At 67.7% G+C, this 19,079-nt stretch carries 16 protein-coding genes and 1 riboswitch; of the genes, 8 read left to right on the forward strand and 8 right to left on the reverse strand.

What is annotated here, in order from left to right; all coding sequences use genetic code 11:
• Positions 1-78 precede the first annotated feature (78 nt).
• The 7 genes from lhgO to EAE28_RS22990 all read right to left on the reverse strand — a co-directional run bounded on the left by lhgO (position 79) and on the right by EAE28_RS22990 (position 9,464).
• The gene (lhgO, locus tag EAE28_RS22960) at positions 79-1,266 is read right to left on the reverse strand and encodes an L-2-hydroxyglutarate oxidase (RefSeq protein WP_127110709.1); all 1,188 of its coding nucleotides are present in this window, start codon (positions 1,264-1,266) and stop codon (positions 79-81) included.
• Positions 1,267-1,287: 21 nt separating this feature from the next.
• Positions 1,288-2,796, reverse strand: coding sequence for a GTPase family protein (locus tag EAE28_RS22965; RefSeq protein ID WP_127110711.1), 1,509 nt, complete (start codon positions 2,794-2,796; stop codon positions 1,288-1,290).
• A complete protein-coding gene (locus tag EAE28_RS22970) occupies positions 2,783-3,775 on the reverse strand; it encodes a GTPase (protein WP_220443990.1) in 993 nt (330 codons plus the stop codon). The genes EAE28_RS22965 and EAE28_RS22970 overlap by 14 nt, the downstream gene beginning before the upstream one ends.
• 62 nt (positions 3,776-3,837) lie before the next feature.
• Complete coding sequence (locus EAE28_RS22975; RefSeq protein WP_164736757.1) at positions 3,838-4,770, reverse strand: esterase-like activity of phytase family protein; 933 nt, start codon at positions 4,768-4,770, stop codon at positions 3,838-3,840.
• Entirely contained in the window at positions 4,767-5,687 is a 921-nt protein-coding gene (mepA, locus tag EAE28_RS22980) for a penicillin-insensitive murein endopeptidase (RefSeq protein ID WP_127110718.1), read from the reverse strand. Before mepA ends, EAE28_RS22975 begins: the two co-directional genes overlap by 4 nt.
• Positions 5,684-7,030, reverse strand: a complete 1,347-nt coding sequence (locus EAE28_RS22985) for an MFS transporter (RefSeq protein ID WP_127110720.1) — start codon at positions 7,028-7,030, stop codon at positions 5,684-5,686. The genes mepA and EAE28_RS22985 overlap by 4 nt, the downstream gene beginning before the upstream one ends.
• A 118-nt stretch (positions 7,031-7,148) precedes the next feature.
• A complete protein-coding gene (locus EAE28_RS22990; RefSeq protein WP_127110722.1) occupies positions 7,149-9,464 on the reverse strand; it encodes a Tex family protein in 2,316 nt (771 codons plus the stop codon).
• A 115-nt stretch (positions 9,465-9,579) separates the two neighbouring features.
• Between EAE28_RS22990 and EAE28_RS22995 the strand changes: the two genes are divergently transcribed.
• On the forward strand, positions 9,580-10,083 hold the full coding sequence (locus EAE28_RS22995; RefSeq protein WP_127110724.1) for a DUF1643 domain-containing protein: 504 nt from the start codon (positions 9,580-9,582) through the stop codon (positions 10,081-10,083).
• A 225-nt stretch (positions 10,084-10,308) separates the two neighbouring features.
• Here the strand turns inward: EAE28_RS22995 and cobO are convergent, their stop codons facing one another.
• Complete coding sequence (gene cobO / locus EAE28_RS23000) at positions 10,309-10,929, reverse strand: cob(I)yrinic acid a,c-diamide adenosyltransferase (protein WP_127110726.1); 621 nt, start codon at positions 10,927-10,929, stop codon at positions 10,309-10,311.
• 36 nt (positions 10,930-10,965) lie between these two features.
• Positions 10,966-11,174: riboswitch (cobalamin riboswitch) on the forward strand.
• A 67-nt stretch (positions 11,175-11,241) separates the two neighbouring features.
• Here cobO and EAE28_RS23005 point away from each other — a divergent pair.
• The 7 genes from EAE28_RS23005 to cobJ are packed head-to-tail and all read left to right on the forward strand — an operon-like array spanning position 11,242 to position 19,077.
• Positions 11,242-11,598 carry a DUF1636 family protein gene (locus tag EAE28_RS23005; protein WP_127110772.1) on the forward strand — a complete coding sequence of 119 codons (357 nt, stop codon included), beginning with the start codon at positions 11,242-11,244 and terminating at the stop codon, positions 11,596-11,598.
• Positions 11,599-12,636: a cobalamin biosynthesis protein CobW gene (gene cobW / locus EAE28_RS23010; RefSeq protein ID WP_127110728.1), complete on the forward strand. Its 1,038-nt coding sequence runs from the start codon at positions 11,599-11,601 to the stop codon at positions 12,634-12,636.
• Between the two features lie 7 nt (positions 12,637-12,643).
• Positions 12,644-15,868, forward strand: a complete 3,225-nt coding sequence (gene cobN / locus EAE28_RS23015) for a cobaltochelatase subunit CobN (protein ID WP_127110730.1) — start codon at positions 12,644-12,646, stop codon at positions 15,866-15,868.
• Entirely contained in the window at positions 15,858-16,985 is a 1,128-nt protein-coding gene (locus tag EAE28_RS23020) for a cobalamin biosynthesis protein CobG (RefSeq protein WP_220443991.1), read from the forward strand. Before cobN ends, EAE28_RS23020 begins: the two co-directional genes overlap by 11 nt.
• On the forward strand, positions 16,986-17,615 hold the full coding sequence (locus tag EAE28_RS23025) for a precorrin-8X methylmutase (RefSeq protein ID WP_127110732.1): 630 nt from the start codon (positions 16,986-16,988) through the stop codon (positions 17,613-17,615).
• Positions 17,612-18,334 (forward strand): precorrin-2 C(20)-methyltransferase, encoded by a 723-nt coding sequence (cobI, locus tag EAE28_RS23030; protein ID WP_127110734.1) that lies wholly within the window; start codon positions 17,612-17,614, stop codon positions 18,332-18,334. The genes EAE28_RS23025 and cobI overlap by 4 nt, the downstream gene beginning before the upstream one ends.
• Complete coding sequence (gene cobJ / locus EAE28_RS23035) at positions 18,331-19,077, forward strand: precorrin-3B C(17)-methyltransferase (RefSeq protein ID WP_127110736.1); 747 nt, start codon at positions 18,331-18,333, stop codon at positions 19,075-19,077. Before cobI ends, cobJ begins: the two co-directional genes overlap by 4 nt.
• Positions 19,078-19,079: the final 2 nt, after the last annotated feature.

Genomic DNA, 19,079 nt, shown 5'->3' on the forward strand with positions numbered 1-19,079 from the left:
AACTATCCACGGGGGGTTTCTTAAGGGGGGCGCGTGCGTCCCCCTTAAGCGGGGGGTGCGGGGGGCTGGCCCCCCGCCTTACCCGATCAGCCGCCCCGCAATCAGGTCGCCAATCGGCAGCGCCGAGGTCGCGGCAGGGGACGGCGCGTTGCAGACATGCAACATCCGCGCCGTGTCCAGAAACAGAAAGTCCTGCACCAGTTCACCCTTGGCCCCCACCGCCTGCGCGCGGATGCCCGGTGCCATCGGCAGCAGGTCGTCCAGCGTCAGCGACGGGCAATAGCGGCGGCATTCGTCCAGATACCGGCGCTTGAACAGCGAGTTGCCGATCTCGGTCAGGCCGGGGCGAAGGTTCTGCGCGATCACCCGCCAGAAGCCGGGAAAGCCCAGCATCTCGGCCGTATCGCGCAAGGACAGCGAGAATTTCGGATACCCCTCGCGCGCAAAGCCCAGCATCGCATTCGGCCCTAGCGTCATCGCGCCGTCGATCAGCGGCGTCAGATGCACACCCAGAAACGGCAGTCCGGGTTCCGGCACCGGATAGATCATAGCCTTCGCAACCTCCGACCGCTCGGCCCTGAGCCGCCAGTATTCACCCCGAAACGGCACGATCCGGTGGCGGATCGCCAACCCCGCCATCTTCGCTACTCGATCCGATTGCAGCCCCGCGCAGGCCACCAGCCGCCGCGCCTGCACCGTCTCGCCTGCCAGCGCCACCTCGACCCACGCGCCCTGCTCGACAATCCCCACCGGCGCCGCACTATAGCGGATCTCAGCTCCCTGCGCGGTGATCTCGTCCGCCAGCGCCGCCAGCACGCGCTTGTAGTCGACGATGGCCGCCTCGGGCACCCAGATCGCCTTGCGCCCGGCTATCGCCGGTTCGCGCTCGGCAATCTGCGGCCCTGCGACCAGTTCAGCCCTGATCCCGTTCTCCCCCGCGCGCGCGAACAGCGCGTCCAGCCGGGGCACCTCGTCCTGGCGCGTGGCGACGATCAGCTTGCCGCGTTCGTCATAGGGAATGGCGTGCTGCTGGCAGAACTCCTTGGTCTGCGCCGCGCCCTCGCGGCAGAGCCTCGCCTTCAAACTGCCCGGTTGGTAATAGATCCCCGAATGGATCACGCCCGAGTTATGCCCGGTCTGGTGCCGCCCCAGCGCCACCTCTTTCTCCAGCACGATCAGGCTGGCCCCCGGCTGCCGCGCCAGCAGCGCCCGCGCCGTTGCCAGCCCGACAATCCCGCCGCCGATCACACAGAAATCCCAGATCATCCCGCCCCCTTGCTGCGCGGCTCAGCGCCGCCAGCGGCTGCCCAGCGCCTTGGCCACGGCGCTCACGCCGCGCCCGGCGCGGGCGATGTTGCCACGCAACCCCTCGCTGCGCGAGGCCTCAAGCCGCAGCCGGTTGCGCCGGGTCATGCGGGCCTCGGGCAGCACAGCGTCGATGGCGGTGTTGAGCGCGTCGATGTTCCACTCGGGCGCTTCGGCGCGGATCGGGATCACCGCGACCCCACCCATGTCGCGGGCGATCGAGTCGGTGGCCGCGCGCAGGCGGGTCTTGTCCTCAGCCGTGAGCGTGTTCTCGGGCCGGGGCCAGCCCGGCAGCAACAGGTCCGAGGCGTTGGCGACATGCACCACCGGCGGGTGCCGCCGCGCCGGATCGCGCGCCATCGCGGCCTGAAACGCGGCCATCAGCCCCACATCCGCCGCACGCCCCGGCCTGTTCGCCCGGTGCACCCACAGCACCAGATCGGCCGTCACCATCTGCGCCGCAATCGCCCGCGACACCTTGTCGGTGCCATCCAGCCCCGGCGTGTCGATCACCCGCACGCCGCTGTCCAGCGCGTGCCCGGCGGCGGTGTCGGTGGTGGGGGCGGCGTCGGTTTCGGTCGCGTCCTCGCCCAGCAGCGCGTTGACCAGCGTCGATTTCCCGGCGGAAATCTGGCCGACCACGACGATCTGCACCGCCCCCTCGGGCGCGGCATCGGGCACAATCACCCGCGCGCCGTGGCGGCTGAGATCGGCCTCGCTCACCTTGAGCCGCCCCGAGAACAGATCCACCGCCGCCTGCGCCGCCTCTTCCAGCAGGATCGCCTGCGCATCGCGGCGGAATTTCTCGGTCAGGCGGTCCTGCAACCCGGTGGCCAGAACCCGCTCGGCCTCGCGCAGCAACCCGACGGCGGGATTGAGCAACAGCCGCACCCCCCGCCACGCCAGAAACCCGGTCTCCCACGCCGTCAGCGCCGCGTCCTGTTTGCGCCACAGCCAGTGCATCGTGCGCACCGAGAGCCGGTCGGAATAGGGGATACTGTCCAGCAGGAACGCCCGATACCGCAGCGCCACCTGATCAATCAGCAGCAGCGCCTCGGGCAGCGTGAAATCCAGCGCGCTGCGCTGACCGTTGGACATGTCGGTGGCAACTTCTTCCACCACCGTCAGCGCCTCGGTCGGCAGAGTGGCCCACGGGATCGGCTCTTTCAGGCGGGTGTCGATGCGGGCGCGGGCACGCTCGAACGCGGCCTTTTCGGCGGGGGACCATTCTGGATCGGCCTTTGGCCCTTCCAGCTCTCGCGGCTCGCGTTCCCCGGCGACGCGGGTACGCCAGCGGGCCAGCCCGACCGCCACCCGGAAGACCGCGTAGAACCCGGCGGTGCCCAGCGCGAACCACATCAGATAGCCGTGCTCGTTCAGCCACAAAAAGCCCAGCAGCATGGAAATCGTCAACGGCAGCGCCAAAATCGCCGCCAGACCCAGCCGGTCCCAGCGCAACAACGTGTGGCGCAGGCGGTCAGTCAGCCGCATGTTTCGCGCCTTTCAGCGCCTGATCATAGAGGCTGCGCAAGGTCGCGCTGTCCGGTGCCGCCCCCCGCGACAGCCCGTGGAGCCACGCCGAAGCCGCGCGGCCCAGCGCATAGGTCGTGGCAAAACTGGTGCCTGCCGCCGCAGCAGCGCCCAGCGTCTGGCCAAAACCCGGGATCAGCTTGGCCCCCTGCCGCAGCGCCATGCCCGTGGCCATGCGCACCAGCGCGCCGGTGCCAAGGGCCGAGGCCAACAGACCCATCCGCGCCGGTGTCAACTCGACGTCATATTTCCGCGCCAGAGCATGCAGCATCGCGCCCTGCGCTGCGGGCACGGTGGCAAGGCCAGTCAGCGGCACCACGTCCGACGCCCCCGCCATCGCCGCATAGCGCAGCACCAGTGGGCGGTTCTTCGCAAAGGCGCGCGCCTCCTCGGCCCGGCGCAGGATAGACGCGGCGCGGGGCATGAAGCTGTCGAGCGCATCAAGCAGCGCCTCGATACCCACCACCAGACCGTCAGCGGGCAGCGCCATGGTCACGCTGGGAAACTCGCGCCCGATCATCGAGGTGACATGCGCACGGGCGCGCACCTGCGCCCCCGTCTCCGTCACCAGATCGGCCCCGGTAAAGACCAGCAGCACCGGCAGACTGGTATCGCGCAGCACCGCTACCACCGGCGCCTGCACGGGATCATCCAGCCGGATCACCGCCAGTATAGCCTGCGCCGTCTTGCCCGCCTGCTCCAGATCCGGCGTGGCGTCATAGCCCGTCTCGCCCAGACCTCGCGTGTCCAGAAAGCGCACGGCGGCGGCTTGCGGCGGGAAGTCATGGACCGCCGCGCCGCGCGTGCCCGGCTCGAACCCGTTGCCGACCTCACCCGCCCCCGTCAGGGCGCGCACCAGCGAGGTCTTGCCTGCGCCGGTCTTGCCCAGAAGCCAGATCACCGGCACGGCCGGCTCAAGGTTGCGCTGCGTCTCGGTCACGGGTTGCCCTCTTGCGATACATCCTCTTCAGGTAGGATCCCCCGGCCCCGGATGCAATCACCTCAGCGGTTCAGCACCAGATCAACCAGTTCGCTGCGGTCGGGATGCAGGTCATCATCGGCGACCATCAGCAAGCGGGTACGACCGTTCCAGTCGCGGAAGACACTCAAGCCTTCAAGATTGCCGAACTGGCCGTACTCCGAGCGCATCACCACCTGCGGCTCGCTGATCGCGCGGCCCCGGATGGCAAAGCGGCGAACCTGACTGCGAAAGCCCCGCGCGCCGTATTCGCGCTCAAGGACATAAATCTGGCCATCAGGGCCGAAGTCAGCGCCGACCGGCAGGAACGCGCCATCCTCGGGCAGACGGAACGAGCCATCCCAGAGACCGGCGCGCAGCCGGTAGGACGGAAAGCCATAGGTCGCGCGCGCCGGACGCTCGGGGATCGCATAGATCGCCCCGTCACCGGCAATCGCCAGCGCTTCCAGCCCACGCCCGGCCCGCAGGCGCGAAAAGTCGCGGTGTGCGCCCAGATCCTCGCCCGGACCGCCAAGGCGGCGATAGCGCAACACCCGGTTGTGCTGTTCGAAAGACACATAAATCGAGCCATCCGGCCCGATGGTGATCCCTTCCGAATCGTGCAGCGAGCCGGTCAGCGGGCGGTTCTGATCGTCGTTCAGAACGGCGACCTGACGCAGCTGAAACCCGGTGATCTGCTGGCCATAGCCGCGTTGCAACCGGCCCGTGGCGATAAAGCCGTGGTCGGACAGCAGGTAGATATCCACGCCGTCACGCGTCGCGATCCCCGAAAAGTCGTTGATGCCCCCCGACATCAACGGCAGGGAGTAGCGCGCAACGACCTGAACAGGCGGGATATTCGTCGCCGGGTGTTGAACGACCCCGGCGAAATAGGTGGCGGGTTGGGCACTTGCGGCAGCGGGCAGCAACGCGGCAAGGGCCAGGAGAGTAGCGATTAATGATTTGGCAGCATTCATCGTTGTACAACTTCCGAACATTGGCGTGGGAGGTCGGCCATAATAAACTCGCGCGGGTGGCGACGCCGGGGCGGTGCCGGTTCCGTTGGTTGCGCGGGACGACCCGTGGTGCGCGGTGGGTTCAGGTAGTCGGTCACCCACCATCTCAGGCTGTCATCGCAGCCATTGCCGCCGTTTGAGAGCTCGGCCACGGTCGGGCTTTGCGTCTCGCAGTGCGGAGATCCGGCTGGGCAGCGCAGCCGGACATGGAAATGATAATTATGCCCCGCAATGGGGCGAATACGTTGCAGCCACGCCGTATCCTCGGGCGTGGCGGTGCGGCACATCTCGATCTTGACCGCCGCCGCGACAAACACGCGATCCACGCGCAGATCGCTGGCCGCAGCGCGCAACAGGGCGGCGTGGCGCGGGGTCCAGTGGCTGGTCAGCCCGCGCTGATCCTCGGTCCGAACCGACACCGAGCTGATGTTCTCGCGCTCGCTCCGGCTCAGCGTCAGGCTTTCGGGCGGCAGCATCCAGATATCAGCGTCCAGCCCCATCTGGTGGCTGGCATGGCCCGAGGTCATCGGCCCGCCACGCGGCTGGCTGATGTCGCCGACATAAAGCCCCCGCCAGCCGATCTGCACCGCCTGACGGCTCAGCCCCTCAATGAAATCAATCATCTGGGGGTGGCCCCAGTTGCGATTGCGCGACAGGCGCATCGCCTGCCAGGTCGGTCCAGTTTCCGGCAGTTGCACCAGCCCGTCGGCACAGCCACGCGCGTATGAGCCATAGGTCTGGGCAGGTTCGCTGGTCCCGCGCGACGCGGCGCCGAACAGCTGGTTGGCCAGCGACTGGCTGAGGGCCGAATCGACAACCGTCGTGCTCGCGCAGGCCGCCAGAACCAAGCCACCCAGAACCAGACCCAGTTTCTTCATGCCAACACCCTCTTCGAGCCTTCAGGATTAACAAACATCAGCAAAATCAGCCCGATACAGAACAGCGCCGCCACCGGCAGAATGCCGTATTGCTGGCTGCCCGTGATGTCGGTGACGATGCCGATCGACAGCGGTGCCAGAAAGGCGGTGGCCTTGCCCGAGAGTGCATACAGGCCAAAACCCTCGGTCATCTTTTCTTCATCTCCTTGGCGCACCATCATCGTGCGGCTGGCCGATTGCAGCGAGCCACCACCAGCGCCAATGATCGCGCCCAGGATGTAAAAGGAGATATCCGGCAGGTTCGACTCAGGCCCGACAGCGATGCCAAAGACCGAGGTGCGCGAGACAAACACAATCGCCAACGCGACCACCGCCAATACAATCACGTTGAACATGATCACCGGTTTCGGACCCCAGCGGCTGTCCGCCTTGCCGCCGAGCCACGCGAACAGCGCGCCGGTCGTCGCGGCCAGTATGCCGAAGATGCCGACGCTCACCACGCTCCAGCCGAGCACACCGGCGGCATAGATGCCGCCAAAGGTGTAAACGCCGTTGAGCGCGTCACGGTAAAGCATCGAGGATCCCAAAAAGGCAAACAGGCTGCGGTTCTTGGGCAAACTCGCCAACGTCGTCTTAAGTTCCGGCCAAGCGCCAGAAATCGCCGCGCCAATGCTGACCGCGCCGGGTTTCTTGGGCTCACGCACCCACAGAAAGAACGGGATCATGAACACGATATACCAGATCGCCGTCAGCGGCCCGACCGAGCGCGTGCCTTCGCGCGCTGCGGCATCCAGACCGAAGATCGGATCAATGCCGATCAGCGTCTTGCCGGTGTCCCCCTCGGCCAGCAGTGTCAGCATCAGGATCAGGCTGATCAGCCCGCCGACATAGCCCCACGCCCAGCCCGAGCCTGACACCTTGCCCAATTCCTCACGCGGAGCGAGGTCGGGCAGCATGGCGTTGGTGAAGATCGTGGCGAACTCCATGCCCACCAGACCAATGCAGAAGAACAGCATCACCTGCCAGATGTTGAAGCTGTCGGGCGCGGAAAACCACACGCCCCAGGCCCCGATCACATAGAGGATGGAGAAGAACCAGATAAACCCCATCCGGCGCCCGCTCTTGTCCGCGATCGCCCCCAGCAGGGGTGCCAGCAGGGCCAGCAGGATCCCGGCAAAGCCGATTCCATAGCCCCAGATGGTCTGCGCGCGAGAGCCGTCACCGACGACCCCGACCACATATGGACCGAAGATGAAGGTGATCAGCAAAGTGTTGTAGGGTTGGCTGGCCCAATCGAACCACCACCAGCCCCAGATTCGTTTCTGGGCCGCAGACTGCGCCATAAATTCATGCCCCCCCGAGCTATGGGCCGATCAAGAACCCAAGCCGGGGATTCGGGCAAGTCACGAATCTATAACGATTTTCACCTGTGGCCGATTCAGCCCAGACTCTCTGGCCGACTCAGCGCTTCTTCAGCGCGTCCAGCAGCGCGGCCCCAAACGCTCCGGTTGAGTCGTCGCGCTTGGGCGGGCTGGCGCTGCCGCCGTGGACCGGCTTGCCGCGCTGATTGCCACGCTGGTCGCGCGCCGGACGGTCCTCGGCCCCCGCGTTGTCCTTGCGCATGGTCAGCCCGATTCGCTTGCGCGCCACGTCCACCTCGACTACGCGCACGCTGACGACATCGCCCGCCTTGACCACCTCATGCGGGTCTTTCACGAAGCGGTCGGCCAGCTGGCTGACATGCACCAGACCGTCCTGATGCACGCCGACATCGACAAACGCGCCAAAGGCCGCGACGTTGGTCACCGTGCCCTCCAGCCGCATCCCCGGCTTCAGATCGCGGATCTCGTTGACACCTTCGGCGAAGGTCGCGGTCTTGAACTCAGGGCGCGGGTCACGGCCGGGCTTTTCCAGCTCGGACAGGATATCCTTGACCGTCGGCAGACCGAATTTCTCATCGGTAAAATCGCGCGGCTCCAACCGACGCAGCGGCGCGGGGTCTTTCATCAGCGTGGCCACATCCTTGCCCACCGATTTGACGATTCTGCGCGCCAGATCATAGGCTTCCGGGTGCACGGACGAGGCATCAAGCGGCTCTGCACCGCCCTGAATGCGCAGGAACCCCGCCGCCTGCTCGAACGCCTTCGGCCCCAGCCGCGCCACCTTGAGCAGATCGCGCCGCTTGGCAAACGGTCCGTTCGCATCGCGGTGCGCCACCACGGCCTCAGCCAGCCCCGGCCCCAGTCCCGACACCCGCGCCAGCAGCGGTGCCGAGGCCGTGTTCAGCTCGACCCCCACCGCGTTCACCGCATCCTCGACCACGCCATCCAGCGCCTTGCCCAGCGCCGACTGGTTCACGTCGTGCTGATACTGCCCGACGCCGATCGCCTTGGGCTCGATCTTGACCAGCTCGGCCAGCGGATCCTGCAAACGGCGGGCAATCGACACGGCCCCGCGGATTGACACGTCCAGATCGGGAAATTCCTTGGCCGCCAGCTCGCTGGCCGAATAGACCGAGGCCCCCGCCTCAGACACCACCACCTTGACCGGGCGCGGGCTGGGCAGTTTCGACAACAACTCAGCCGCCAGCGCATCGGTTTCCCGGCTCGCGGTGCCATTGCCGATGGCGATCAGCCCGACAGTATGCTTGCGGATCAGCGCGCCCAGCACGGCCAGTGTGCCCTGCACATCCATGCGCGGCTGGAACGGATAGACCGTGGCGTGGTCCAGCACCTTGCCGGTCGCATCGACCACGGCCACCTTGACCCCGGTGCGGATGCCCGGGTCCAGCCCCATCGTCGCCTTGGCCCCGGCGGGAGCGGCCAGCAGCAAGTCCTTGAGGTTGCGCGCAAAGACGCGGATCGCCTCGGCCTCAGATTTCTCGCGCAGGTCGGTCATCAGGTCGATGGTCAGCGACAATTTCAGCTTGATGCGCCAGACCCAGCCGGCCAGCTTGTCCAGCCATTGATCGCCCTTGCCTGCCCGGCCCACGTTAAGCGCGGTCTTCACCATCTGCTCGGCCCGCGACTCGCCGGGCGTGGCTTCCGGCTCGACCTTCAGATCCAGCGCCAGGAAGCCCTCATTCCGCCCCCGGAACATCGCCAGAGCACGGTGGCTGGGCACGCCCGAGAGCAGCTCGGAATGCGCGAAATAATCCGAGAATTTCGCGCCCTCACTCTCCTTGCCCGGCAAAACCTCGGACGAAAGGAAAGCCGCCTGCGCCATATAAGCGCGCAGCTGCGCTTTCAGCGCCGCGTCCTCGACCAGCCCCTCGGCAATGATCTCGCGCGCGCCTTCCAGCGCGGCTTTGGTGTCGGCCACGGCCTCGGACAGATAGCCCGCCGCCAGACCCTCAGGGTCCGCCGCCCGGTCGGCCAGAATCGCCTCGGCCAGCGGCTCCAGCCCGTTCTCGCGCGCGATCATCGCCTTGGTGCGGCGCTTGGGCTTGAACGGCAGGTAGAGGTCTTCGAGCACCGATTTCGTCTCGGCCCCGGTGATGGCCTTGGCCAGCGCGTCGGTCATCTTGCCCTGCGTGCTGATCGATTCGAAGATAACCGCCCGCCGCGCCTCCATCTCGCGCAGATAGGACAGACGTTCCGCCAGAGTGCGCAGCTGCGTGTCGTCCAGCCCGCCAGTGGCCTCCTTGCGATAGCGCGCCACGAAAGGCACCGTCGCACCCTCATCCAGCAGCGCCACAGCGGCCGAGACCTGCTCGGGGCGGGCGCCAATCTCAGTGGCGATCTGACGGGGAATGCGAAAGTCAGCGGGAAGGGTCACGGGAGGGGCCTTTCAACGGGGAACAGGCGGCGAACTTAGCCGCGCGGGGGCGCAACCGAAACCCCTCTCGCGCGGGGACTGGCGGCCTGCCGCCCGGCTGGGCTATGAACTTTGCATGATCACCCGCACGCATACCAAGGGCGACGCGCCCTCGACCGCCGTCTACTCGCCCTGCCAGAAATTTCGCTACACGCTGACCCGGACGTGGGAGTCGCAAGGGCGGCGTGTGCTCTTTGTCATGCTCAACCCCTCGACCGCGACCGAGGTGCAGAACGACCCTACCGTCGAGCGCTGCGAACGCCGCGCGCGGGCGCTCGGGTTCGGCGCGTTCCGGGTGTGCAACATCTTCGCCTACCGCGCAACGGACCCGAAAGTGATGCGCGCGCAGGACGATCCCATCGGCCCGGGCAATGACGCTGCCATCGCTGAAAGCGCCGCTTGGGCGGATACGGTCGTCTGCGCCTGGGGCACCCACGGCGCCCATCTGGCGCGCGGCGCTCAGGTGGAGGCGCTGCTGCGGGGGACCGGCAAGCCGCTCTGGCACCTGGGCCTCAGCCTTGCGGGGCATCCCAAGCATCCGCTCTACATCAGCTATTCTCACCAGCCGGAACCCTGGTGACACGCCGGGCGACCGGGGGGCTGCTCGCCCCCCGGACCCCCTCGCCAAAGGGGGAGCACGCTCCCCCTTTGGAAACCCCCGTGGATATTTGACGCATAAAGTTGGGCCTTAACGATCCGTTAACCCTGCAACTTTATGCCCTAAATATCCTGGGGGGTGAATTGGCCGTCAGGCCAAGAGGGGGGCGACGCCCCCCTTGCCCGGTCGCCCACAGGGCGAAAAACTTCAGAATTCAACGCCCGCCTGCGCCTTGATCCCGGCGCGGAAGGGATGTTTGACCACCGCCATCTCCGTCACCAGATCGGCGATCTCGGTCAGCTCGGGTTTCGCGTTGCGCCCGGTCAGCACGACATGGGTCATGAACGGCTTTTCGTCGCGCAGGAACGCCACCACCTCGGCCAGATCCAGATACTCATACCGCAGCGCGATGTTGATCTCGTCCAGCAGCACCATCTGCACCGACGGGTCGCGGATCAGCTCTTTCGCCTTTTCCCACCCGCGCTGAGCGGCTGCGATGTCGCGGGCCTTATCCTGGGTTTCCCAGGTGAAGCCCTCACCCATCGCATAAAACTGGCACAAATCGCCGAAATGTTCGGTCAGCAGCCGCCGCTCGCCGGTATCCCACGCGCCCTTGATGAACTGCACCACCGCGCAAGGCATCCCATGCGCGATAGAGCGCAGGATCATGCCGAACCCTGACGAAGATTTCCCCTTGCCCGGGCCCGTATGCACGATGATCAAGCCTTTCTCGCCCTGCCGGTCCTCGCTCATCCGGTCGCGCGCCGCCTTGATCTTTTGCATCTTCGCCTTGTGCTTATCGGCCTCGCCGTCGCCCTCGCTGTTCATCCGGTCGCTTCCTTGCTTGACTCGATTGTCCCCGCAGCGCATGTCCAGCGGGCTGGTGCCTGTCATCTGACAGGTGAAAAGGGAATGCGTCCGGGGGGTCAACCCCAAAGCGCAGCCGCCCCCGCGACCGTGACCGAAGAGGTTGCCCAATGCCACTGGCCTTTGCGCCGGGAAGGCGGGCCGCCACCGGGGGGCAACCCCTGAGCTTCGCAAGCCGGGAGACCTGCCAGCCCTGACGATACCAGCCGGACGGGGTGTTCTGGCGACGGGTTCGGCATGTCAGCCTCCCCGCTTACCCCGCAAAGGAGCATGATGGCCCAGACGGTCGAACTTTTGGTCTGCGTGACCTGCAAACGCGAGGGGATGGACCCCGAGGCCACGCGCCCCGGCCAGCTGCTGGCCGATGCCCTGGCGGGTCAGTTGCCCGAGGGCATCACCCTGCGCCAGACCGAGTGTCTGTCCAACTGCACCCGTGGCTGCACCGTCGCCCTGCGCGCGCCTGGCCGGTGGACCTATATCTACGGCAATCTCGCGCCCGAACAGGCCGCCACCGTCGCCGAAGGTGCCGCCAAGTACCACGCCAGCGCTGACGGGTTGGTGCCCTGGCGCGAGCGCCCCGAGCATTTCCGCAAGAACTGCATTGCCCGAATCCCCCCTCTGGAGGCCTGAATGTCCACGCTGAACAAAACCCCCGTCACCGTCATCACCGGCTTTCTCGGGTCAGGCAAAACCACGCTGATTTCGCATCTGATCCGCAACGCGGGCGGTCTGCGTCTGGCCGTCGTGGTCAATGAATTCGGCACTTTGGGCGTCGATGGCGAGATCCTGAAATCCTGCGCGATCCCCGATTGCCCGGCGGAAAACATCGTCGAGCTGTCGAATGGCTGCATCTGCTGCACCGTCGCCGATGACTTCGTGCCCACGGTCGAGGCCCTGCTGGCCATGACCCCGCCGCCCGATCACATCCTGATCGAGACCTCAGGTCTGGCCTTGCCCAAGCCTCTGCTGAAAGCCTTCGACTGGCCTGCGATCCGTTCGCGCATCACGGTGGACGGCGTGATCGCGCTGGCCGATGCCGAGGCTGTTGCCGCCGGCCGCTTCGCCCCCGATCTGGCCGCCGTTGAGGCCCAGCGCGCCGCCGATGACAGCATCGACCATGAGACCCCGCTCAGCGAGGTGTTCGAGGATCAGATCTCCTGCGCCGATGTGATCCTGCTAACCAAAGCCGATCTGGCCGGTCCCGAAGGCGTCGCCAAGGCCCGCGCCGTGATTGCCGCCGAGGCCCCGCGCCCGCTGCCGGTGGTCGAGGTGACCGAAGGCATCGTCGATGCTCGGGTCATTCTGGGCCTCAATGCCGCCGCCGAGGATGATCTGGCCGCCCGCCCCTCGCACCACGACGGCCATGACGACCACGAGCATGACGATTTCGACACCGTTGTGGTGGAGATGGGCGAGATTGCCGATTTGCCCGCGCTGGCCGTGAAGATCGAAGCGATGGCCCGCGATCTCGATATCCTGCGGGTGAAAGGCTACGTCGCCGTCGCCGGCAAGCCGATGCGCGCGCTGGTGCAGGCGGTCGGCGCGCGGGTGCGTCATCAGTTCGACCGCCCGTGGAAAGCCGGAGAGCCGCGCGTCACGCAGCTGGTGGTCATCGCCGAGCATGACCGCATCGACGCCGCTGCCATCAAGGCCGCGCTGGGGGTCTGACACCGCGATGCACGTCATCTTCCGCGAAAGTCACGGGCTGGAGGAAAGCGCCACGCCGCAGGATCTGGGCCAGACGCCCGCAGATCTTGTGGTGCTGTCGTTTTCGGACTCTGACCTTGGCGCTTTCGCGGCGGGGTGGCGGCGTGCCGCAGGGGCGTTGCCGTCGCTGCGGCTGGCCAATCTGGCGGCGCTCAAGCATCCGCTCTCGGTCGATACCTATGTCGAGAGCACCTTGCAGGGGGCAAAGGGCATCCTGATCCGTCTGATCGGGGGCGTGCCCTATTGGTCCTACGGGTTGCAGCAAGTGCAGGCGCTGGCATCGCGCCACGGCATCGCGCTGGCCGTGCTGCCCGCCGATGGCCGCCCCGATCCGCGTCTGGATGAGATCAGCACGCTGCCGGTCTCGACCCTGCGCCGGTTGCAGCACCTATGCGATCAGGGCGGCGCGGTGGCCGCGCAGGCCGCCTTGCAGCAATTCGCGCTGGCCTGCGGGCTTTATGCGCCCCCGGTGCGCGGCGTTCGTGCGCTGCCCGAGGTTGGCGGCTGGACCCCGCAGGGCCTGCACTGCCCCGCCGCGCTGTCCTTCGGCACCCGCCCGCGCATCGTCCTGACCTTCTACCGCGCCTATCTGACCGCCGCCGATACCGAGCCGTTAGAGGCCATCGCGCAGGCGTTCGACGCGCAGGGCTATGACGTCATCGGCCTGTTCGCGCCGTCCCTCAAAGCCCCGCAAGCGCGCGGCTGGCTGGCGCGCTGGGTCAAGGCGCTCGCCCCGGTCGCGGTGATCAACGCCACCGCCTTCAGCGCGCAGGGCGAAGGCGGCACGCCGCTCGAGGCCGCCGGGGTGCCGGTGTTTCAGGTCGCCCTCGCCACCAACCCGCGTCAGGGTTGGGAGAGCGGCGAACGCGGTCTGTCCCCCGCCGATCTGGCCATGCATGTCGTGCTGCCCGAGGTGGACGGGCGCCTCTTCGGCAGCGTCGTCAGCTTCAAGGACGCCACCGACCCCGACCCCGATCTGCAGTTCGCCCGCGTCCAGCACCGCGCCGACGCCCCGCGCATCGCGGCGCTGGTGGCGCGTGTCACCGGCTGGATCGCGCTGGGCCAGACCGCGCCTGCGCAGCGCCGCACTGCGCTGGTGCTCAGCACCTATCCCGGCAAGGGCTGGCAGATGGCGCATGCGGTCGGCCTCGACGCGCTTGAGAGCACGCGCGCAATCCTGCAAGACCTCAGCGCGCAGGGCTACGCCATCGACGCCGCCGATCCGCAAACCCTCGAAACCGCCCGCATCGAGTGGTCGCTGTTCGACTACCGCCTCGCGCTGGCCCGCCTGCCGCAAAAGCTGCAAGAGGCGATCCATCTGGCCTGGGGCGACCCCGATGAGGACGACAGCCTGATCGACGGCGCCTTCCACTTCGCGGCGATCCGCGCCGGCAATGCCCTGATCGCCCTGCAACCCGAGCGCGGCGTGGTCACCGCCCGCGACGCCGATTACCACGATGTCGCACGCGTGCCGCGCCACGCCTATGTCGCCTTTTACCTCTGGCTCAAACAGCAGGCCGACGCGCTGGTGCATATCGGCGCGCATGGCACGCTGGAATGGTTGCCGGGCAAATCCGTCGCCCTGTCCGACGCTTGCTGGCCCGAGGCGCTGACCCGTGGCCTGCCGGTGATCTACCCCTTCATCGTCAACGACCCCGGCGAGGCCGCGCAGGCCAAGCGCCGCATCGGTGCCGTGACGCTGGGCCATGTCCCGCCGCCGATGGCCGTGGCGCAGCAGGGTGCGGGGATGGCGCAACTGGAGGCGCTGCTCGATGAGTTCTCCAACGCCGATGGCCTCGACCCCGCCCGCCGCGACCGGCTGCAATCAAGCATCCGCACCGAGGCGCAGGCGCTGGGGCTTGAGGACGAGCTGGGCCTGACCCGCGCCACCTCGCTGGCCGAGGCGATCACGCGCATCGACCGCTTCGTCTGCGACGTCAAGGAAAGCCAGTTCGGCGAGGGACTGCATATCTTCGGCACCGGCGAGCATGGCGCGGCGGAACGCGAAGGCCTGCATGCCGCGCTCAGCGGCCGCTTCGTGCCCCCCGGCCCCTCGGGCAGCCCGTGGCGCGGGCGCAAGGACGTGCTGCCGACCGGGCGCAACCTGTTCACCACCGACCCCCGCGCCGTGCCCACCCGCGCCGCCTATGCGCAGGGCGTGACGCTGGCCGAGGAGCTGGTGCGCCGCCATCTGCAGGACCACGGCGACTATCCGCACGGGCTGGTGGTGGATCTGTGGGGGTCCGCGACGATGCGCACCGCCGGTGAAGAATTCGCCATGGCCCTGCATCTTCTGGGCGTGAAGCCGGTGTGGGATGAGGGCTCGGGCCGCGTCAATGGCGTGGAAATCCTGCCGATCGCCGAACTGGACCGCCCCCGGCTGGACGTCACCCTGCGCGTCTCGGGCCTGTTTCGTGATGTGTTCCCCGACCTCTCGGCGCTCTACGGTCAGGCGATCCGCGCCTTGGCCGCGCGCGACGAAGCCCCCGACTGGAACCCCTACGCCGGGCGCGAAGACCTTGCCCGCGTCTACGGCCCCGCGCCCGGCACCTATGGGCTGGGCATGGGCGAAACGCCCGACACCTACACCGACGAGGCACGCCAAGCAGCGGGCGAGGCATGGCTCAAGGCCTCATCCCACGCGCTCGACGGCAGCGACAGTACCGGCATCGCCACCCGCGTCGCGCAGGCGGATGCCTTTGTCCACCTGCAAGACCTGCCCGAAACCGACCTGCTGCTTGCCGCAGACTATGCCGCCCATGAGGCCGGTTTCGCCGCAGCACAAGCGATCACCGGCGGCAGCGCTTCGCTCTACCACCTCGACGCCCGCGACCCGGCCAACCCCCGCGCGCGCAGCCTGACCGAGGAAATCGCCCGCGTCGTGCGCGCCCGTGCCGCCAACCCCGTTTGGGTGGACGGCATGATGAACCACGGCTTTCGCGGCGGGGCCGAGATCGCCGCGACGCTCGACCACCTCGGCGCTTTCGCCCATCTCGCCGCTGCCGTGCCGCCGCAGTTGATCGACATCTACCACGAGGCGACTCTGGGCCGCGAAGACGTGCGCGCCTTCCTGCAAGCCGAGAACCCGCAGGCGCTGGCCGCGATGGAGGCCCGCTTTGCCGCCTTGCATGCAGCGGGCCTGTGGGTCACACGCAGGAACTCGATTCTGGCGGGGCTGACCCATGAGCTATGACATCAAAGGCTGGTGCCCGGGCGCGCATCGCCCGATGATGTCGGGCGATGGCTATGTCGTGCGCGTGCGCCCCCGGCTGGGGGAATTCTCCTTGGCTCAGGCGTTGGGCCTGTGCGCGGCAGCTGAAACCCACGGTGCGGGGCTGCTCGACATCACCAACCGCGCGAATGTGCAGATCCGGGGCGTGAGTGAGGCCGCATGGCCCGCGCTGATGGCGGCGCTTGAAGTGCTGGGCCTGCTCGACGCCGATGCCGACACCGAGACCCGCCGCAACATCGTCGTGAACCCCACATGGGCCGCGCAGGATGACACCCACCGTCTGACGCTGGAATTGCTCGACCGGCTGGCCGAGCTGCCGGTCCTGCCGCCCAAGATGGGCTTCGCCATCGACGCAGGCGCTGGCCCGGTGCTAGGCGACACCTCCGCCGATTTCCGCATCGAGCGCGGCAGCGATCGCCGCCTGATCCTGCGCGCAGATGGCCGCACGCTGGGCATCCCCCTGACGCCGGGCACCGAGATCGACATGCTGATCCGCCTGTGCCACTGGTTCGTCGACAGCGGCGGCACGCAAGCCGGGCGCATGGCCCGCCACAGCGCCGCCCTCCCCGACTGGGCCGAAGGCACCCTGGCCCCCGCCCCCCGCCGCGAGCAGCTGCGCCCCGGCCCGCACGCTCTGGGCGCGGTGCAAGGCTGCGCTTTTGGTCAGATCCGCGCCGCCGATCTGGCGCGCGCACTCACCGACTCAAAAGCCACTGCCCTGCGCCTCACACCGTGGCGCGCGCTTCTGCTGCTGAACGCCACCCCCGGCCCCCAAGCCGGTCTCAGCTGGTCGCCCGACGCGCCCGAGCTGCGCGTCGATGCCTGCCCCGGCGCGCCCTTCTGCCCGCAGGCCAGCGTCGAAACCCGCGCTCTGGCGCTTGCGCTGGCCCCCCATGTCACCAATCGCCTGCACGTCAGCGGCTGCGCCAAGGGCTGCGCCTGCCCCGGCCCCGCCGATCTGGTGCTGACCGGCGAGAACGGCCGCTATTCCCTTGCCACCCACGCCCGCGCCGGGGATACCCCCGTGCTCAAAGACCTCAGCGCCGCGCAGGTGCTCGCCCATTTCGGAGCCGTCTGAATGACTTACACCTATGAAACCGACGGGGCCGCGATCTATCTGCAGTCCTTTGCCATGATCCGGGCCGAGGCCGATCTGAGCGCCTTTGACGCAGATCACGAACAAATCGCCGTGCGCATGATCCATGCTGCCGGGATGGTGGGGTTGGAGAAGTTCATCCGCTTCTCGCCCGGTTTCGCGCAGGCCGCGCGCGCAGCCCTTGAGGCCGGTGCACCGATCCTGTGCGACGCGCGGATGGTGTCCGAAGGCGTCACCCGCCCCCGCCTGCCCGCCGACAATGCAGTGATCTGCACGCTGCAAGACCCGCGCGTGCCCGGCATGGCGAAGGAAATGAGCAACACCCGCTCGGCGGCGGCGCTGGAACTGTGGCGCCCGCATCTTGAGGGCGCGGTTGTCGCCATCGGCAACGCACCCACCGCGCTGTTCCACCTGCTCAACATGCTGCAAGATCCGGCCTGCCCGCGCCCCGCCGCGATCATCGGTTGCCCGGTCGGCTTTGTCGGCGCGATGGAGAGCAAGGACGCGCTCTGGGCCGATCAGCCGGTGCCGTGCTGCATCGTGCAGGGGCGTCTGGGGGGATCGGCGATCACCGTCGCCGCGATCAACGCCATCGCGAGCCGCAAGGAATGACGGCGGGTACGATTCACGGCGTCGGCCTTGGCCCCGGCTCGCCCGATCTGATGAGCGTGCGCGCCGACCGACTGGTCCGCAACGCCCGCCACGTCGCCTATTTCCGCAAGGCGGGCAAACCGGGACAGGCGCGGCGCATCGTCGAGGGGATGCTGCGCGCGGATGTGACCGAATACCCGATGGACTACCCGGTAACCACCGAGATCCCGCTCAGCGATCCCCGCTACGCCGAAACCCTTGCCGCCTTCTACGAAGACGTCGCCGCGCCGCTGCGCGCGCTGGCTGAACGCGGAGAGGATGTCGTGGTGCTGGCCGAAGGCGATCCGTTCTTCTACGGCTCGTTCATGCATCTCTACACCCGCCTGCGCCCGCATGTGCCCGTCACCGTCGTGCCCGGCATCACCGGCATGTCGGCGGCGTGGTCGGCGACCGGCACGCCGATCACCTGGGGCGATGACGTGATGACCGTGGTCCCCGCGACCCTGCGGGAGGCTGCGCTGACCGCGCGGATCGCCTCGACCGATGCGCTGGTGGTGATGAAGATCGGCCAGAACCTGAGCAAACTGAAACGCGCGACCGAGCAGGCGGGGCGGATGGCCGATGCCTGGCTGGTCGAATACGCCGCCATGCCCGATCAGCGGGTCGTGCCGCTGGCCGAGGTCGAAACCGCGCCCTATTTCTCGATCGCGCTGATCCACGGACAGGGGCGGCGGCCATGAGCGGCTGGGTTGTCATTGCCGGGCTGGGACCGGGGAATGAAGCGATGGTCACGCCCGAAGTGCACGACGCGCTGGACGCCGCGACCGATGTTGTCGGCTACATCCCCTATGTCGCCCGCGTTGCGCCCCGCGAGGGGCTGACGCTGCACGCCTCGGACAACCGGGTCGAGCTGGACCGCTCGCGCCACGCGCTGGAGATGGCGGCGGCGGGGAAGAGGGTGGTGGTGGTCTCGTCGGGCGATCCCGGCGTGTTCGCGATGGCCTCGGCGGTGTTCGAGGCGCTGGAGGCCGGGCCTGCCGACTGGCGCGCGCTGGAGATCCGCGTCCTGCCAGGCATCACCGCGATGCTGGCCGCCGCGGCAGCAGCGGGCGCACCGCTGGGCCATGATTTCTGCGCGATCAATCTGAGCGATAACCTGAAGCCCTGGGCGCTGATCGAGAAACGCCTGCGGCTGGCGGCCGAGGCCGACTTTGCCATGGCCTTTTACAACCCCCGCTCGAAATCCCGACCTGAGGGGTTCGCACGCACGCTGGACATCTTGCGTGACGCCTGCCGGGACGCCCGCCCGATCTTGTTCGCCCGCGCCGTATCGACGCCCGAGCAATCCCTGCGCATCGTGCCGTTGACCGAGGCCACGCCCGAAATGGCCGATATGCGCACGATGGTGATTGTCGGATCATCGACCACACGGATCATCGACACGCCGCGCGGGCCGATCCTGTATACCCCGAGGTCGGTGTGAAC

Source organism: Pararhodobacter zhoushanensis, assembly GCF_003990445.1.
Classification (GTDB): domain Bacteria; phylum Pseudomonadota; class Alphaproteobacteria; order Rhodobacterales; family Rhodobacteraceae; genus Pararhodobacter; species Pararhodobacter zhoushanensis.